The 3,453-nt window shown below is 58.7% G+C and carries 2 protein-coding genes and 3 pseudogenes; 4 read left to right on the forward strand and 1 reads right to left on the reverse strand.

Going from position 1 to position 3,453, the window contains the following annotated elements; all coding sequences use genetic code 11:
• Both DQ405_RS26015 and DQ405_RS26020 read left to right on the forward strand, forming a co-directional pair.
• Positions 1 to 324: pseudogene (locus DQ405_RS26015) on the forward strand (hypothetical protein); the annotation flags it as partial.
• Between the two features lie 135 nt (positions 325 to 459).
• Entirely contained in the window at positions 460 to 867 is a 408-nt protein-coding gene (locus tag DQ405_RS26020) for an SMI1/KNR4 family protein (RefSeq protein WP_014720555.1), read from the forward strand.
• A gap of 69 nt (positions 868 to 936) precedes the next feature.
• Here the strand turns inward: DQ405_RS26020 and DQ405_RS26025 are convergent.
• A pseudogene (locus tag DQ405_RS26025) lies at positions 937 to 2,660 on the reverse strand (cation:proton antiporter).
• Here DQ405_RS26025 and DQ405_RS28405 point away from each other — a divergent pair.
• Both DQ405_RS28405 and DQ405_RS27975 read left to right on the forward strand, forming a co-directional pair.
• Complete coding sequence (locus DQ405_RS28405) at positions 2,541 to 2,816, forward strand: hypothetical protein (protein ID WP_342030470.1); 276 nt, start codon at positions 2,541 to 2,543, stop codon at positions 2,814 to 2,816. The pseudogene DQ405_RS26025 and the gene DQ405_RS28405 sit on opposite strands and share 120 nt — an antisense overlap.
• A 165-nt stretch (positions 2,817 to 2,981) precedes the next feature.
• Positions 2,982 to 3,453 (forward strand): annotated as a pseudogene (locus DQ405_RS27975) (acyl-CoA thioesterase); the annotation flags it as partial.

The following is a 3,453-nucleotide window of genomic DNA, read 5'->3' on the forward strand; positions in this document are numbered from 1 at the left end:
TTCCAGTCCCTGCAGCAGCACTGGGATGCCAACGAAATGGACAAGATCTCCGAGTTCGTGACCCCGCAACTGCTGGAGTTCCTCAAGCGCGAACGTGCCGAGATCGGTGACGCCTTCCAGTCGACCTACATCGACGACCTGCGCGTACAGCTCGATGGCGTGGACGATCGTGCCGACAAGACCATCGCCACCCTGACCTTCAGCGGTGTGTCGAAGTCCTCGCGTTTCGACCAGGGCGAAGTGTTCAGCGAAAGCTGGAACATGGAACGCGCCCAGGGCGACGACCAGCCATGGCTGGTCGCCGGTATCCGCCAGAACGGCTAATACCTGCGCGTTTGAGCAAGCGGTAACAAAAACCCCGGACATGTCCGGGGTTTTCTATTTCACGGTTGCACTTATAGCGAGCTACTGTATAAAACGCCCCTATAAACCGCGCCATCTAGCAAGAGGATCCCGGCCGTGGAAGAAATCATCGAACAACTGCGTGAAGCCAACGAACCGGTCCCGGTTCCTTTGGAGCTACCTGACGAAGACCTGCTGGTGGAAATCGAGGAACAACTGTTCATCGACATCCCCTTTGTCTTCCGTGAATTCTTGCTGACCGTCAGCGACGTAGTCTATGGCAGCCTGGAGCCAGTGACCGTCACCGACCCGCAGTCCCACACTTACCTGCCGGACGTCGCGGCCAACGCCTGGGATGCCGGTGTTGATCGCAGCCTGATCCCGATCTGCCAGGACGGCGACGACTACTACTGCGTCGAAGAAGACGGCACCGTGGTGTTGTGGTCCGCCGAAGAAGAATTGGTCACCGAAGAAACCTGGGAATCGGTGTGGCACTGGGCACGGGACGTCTGGCTGGAAAGCTGATACTTGATAGCTTTTGTGGCGAGGGAGCTTGCTCCCGCTGGGCTGCAAAGCAGCCCCCGCCAACGCCAGTCAGTGTTCCGTATCCTTGTGGTTGTCCAGCGTCTCCAGCAACGCAACCTGCATCCGCGTATGCACACGGATAAACCAGCGCCAGAGCACTGCAGCCACCGCCGCCGTGACCACGGCAATCAACACCAGCAACTTGTTGGTCGGCAGAATACTGGCCGACAAGGCTGCCAATAGCAGGAAGATCACCAGCAGCGACAAGAGGGGGATCAGCTCCGCAATCACCCTTCGCACACGCTGGGTATGACGCCCGGCCATCTCTGGCTTCACGCTCATCTCCGCCAGCAGCATCGACAGCGCCTTGAGCTTGCGATACGCCGCAATCAGAAACGGCAACGACACTAGCAGCGCCCCGCCCCAGATCAACGCCTTCTGCCAGCTTTGATCGCTGACCCAGCCTTCCAGATACCCACCGATGCGCCCTGCGAAAAAGCTGCCGGCAAAGAAGATTGCGATCACCAATGCCAGGTTTACCCCGACTTGCAGGATGATCTTGCGGACCATCGCGGCCAACATCGCCCCCTCGCCCTGGGGCTGAATGCTGCGCAACCATTCTCCATACATGCCGAACACTCGGCTCATTCGCGTGGGCATCAGTGCGGCGATCTTCAATGATAGCGGGTCGGCCCCGCGAATCAGGTAGGGCGTCAGCAGTGTGGTGATCGCCGAAACGGCCACCGCCACGGGATACAGAAAGTCGCTGGTGACCTGCAGGGTCATCCCCAGCGCCGCGATGATGAAAGAAAACTCGCCAATTTGTGACAGCCCCATACCAACCCGCAGCGAGGTGCGACCATCGTTGCCGGCGATAAACGCGCCCAGCCCGCACGACAGCATCTTGCCCAGCACCACGGCCACGGTGATCACCGCAATGGGCCAGGCGTATTGCAGCAGAATCTGCGGGTCGATCATCAAGCCAATCGCCACGAAGAAAATTGCGCTGAACATGTCGCGAACGGGCTCGATCAGACCCTCGATCTTAATCAACTGGCGGGATTCAGCCATGATTGCGCCGATCAAAAAGGCTCCGAGCACCATGCTGTATTCCAACTTCACCACCAACAGGCAGAAAACCGAAGCACAGCCCCAATACAGTGATCAGCAGCATCTCGTTGCTTTCAAACTTGGCCACATAAGCCAGCAGGCGCGGCACCAGCAAAATCCCAATCACCAGGGCGACAATCATGAACAGCGAGAGCTTGCCGACCGTGGAGAACACCTCGCCGGAGCTGACCGTGCCACTCACCGCAATGCTCGACAGCAACGCAATGATGCCGATACCCAGGATGTCCTCCACAATCAGCACGCCGAAAATCAGCTGGGCGAACCGCTGGTCTTTCATCTTCAGGTCGTTGAGGGCCTTGACGATAATGGTGGTCGAGGAGATTGCCAGGATCGCGCCGAGGAACAGCGAGTCCATAGTGCTCCAGTCGAACCAGCGGCCGATCTCGTAGCCGATCCAGATCATCAACACGATTTCCAGGAACGCCGCGATAAACGCCGTGGCCCCTACCTTGAATAGCTTGCGCAGGCTGAATTCCAGGCCCAGGCAGAACATCAGGAAAGATGACCCCCAGCTCCGCCAGGGTCTTGATCGTGTCTTCATCGTGGATCAGGCCAAACGGCGGGGTGTGGGGGCCGATAATGAAGCCGGCAACGATGTAGCCCAGCACCACCGGCTGCTTGAAGCGGTGAAACAGGATAGTGACCACCCCTGCCACCAGCATGATCACGGCCAAGTCCTGGATAAAGCTGATGGCGTGCATGACGAGGGGCTCCTTGAGGGTGCCGGCGCTTTTCCCACTTCCGGCCGCGCCTTTGAAGGGTCGGAAAAGTCTGCCTTGATCGTAAGAAAAGCCCTGAGAAGGGCTTTTGAAGGGTAACACCGCGACTTCTGCTGGAAAGCCGGTGCAATATATGGAAACAGATCGCTGCGCGCGTGACGGCAAGCCGCCTGACGGCGTCCCGTTAGGGATGGCGCTGCAAAGACTTTGAGTACCCGCAGAGGTGCCTCCCCCCAACCAATGCCTACAACCCGTGAGTGTGCTATGGAACCCGGAAACGCCCAGCTGTCGATGACGGTACTGATGACCCCTGACATGGCCAACTTCTCTGGCAATGTGCACGGCGGCACGCTGCTCAAGTACCTCGACGAAGTGGCCTACGCCTGCGCCAGCCGTTATGCCGGTCGTTATGTGGTCACGCTGTCGGTGGACCAGGTGATTTTTCGCGAGCCGATTCATGTCGTGAGCTGGTGACCTTCCTGGCGTCAGTCAACTACACCGGCAATACGTCGATGGAAGTGGGCATCAAGGTGGTGACCGAGAATATCCGCGAACGCTCGGTGCGCCATACCAACAGCTGCTTCTTCACCATGGTGGCCGTGGACGACCAGCGCAAACCTGCCGCCGTACCGCCCTTGCAGCCGCAGAACAGCGAGGACAAGCGCCGCTTTGTGCAGGCTCAGCAACGTCGGCAGATTCGCCAGGAACTGGAAAAGCGCTACCGGGAAATCAAAGC

The organism is Pseudomonas sp. SST3 (assembly GCF_003325755.1).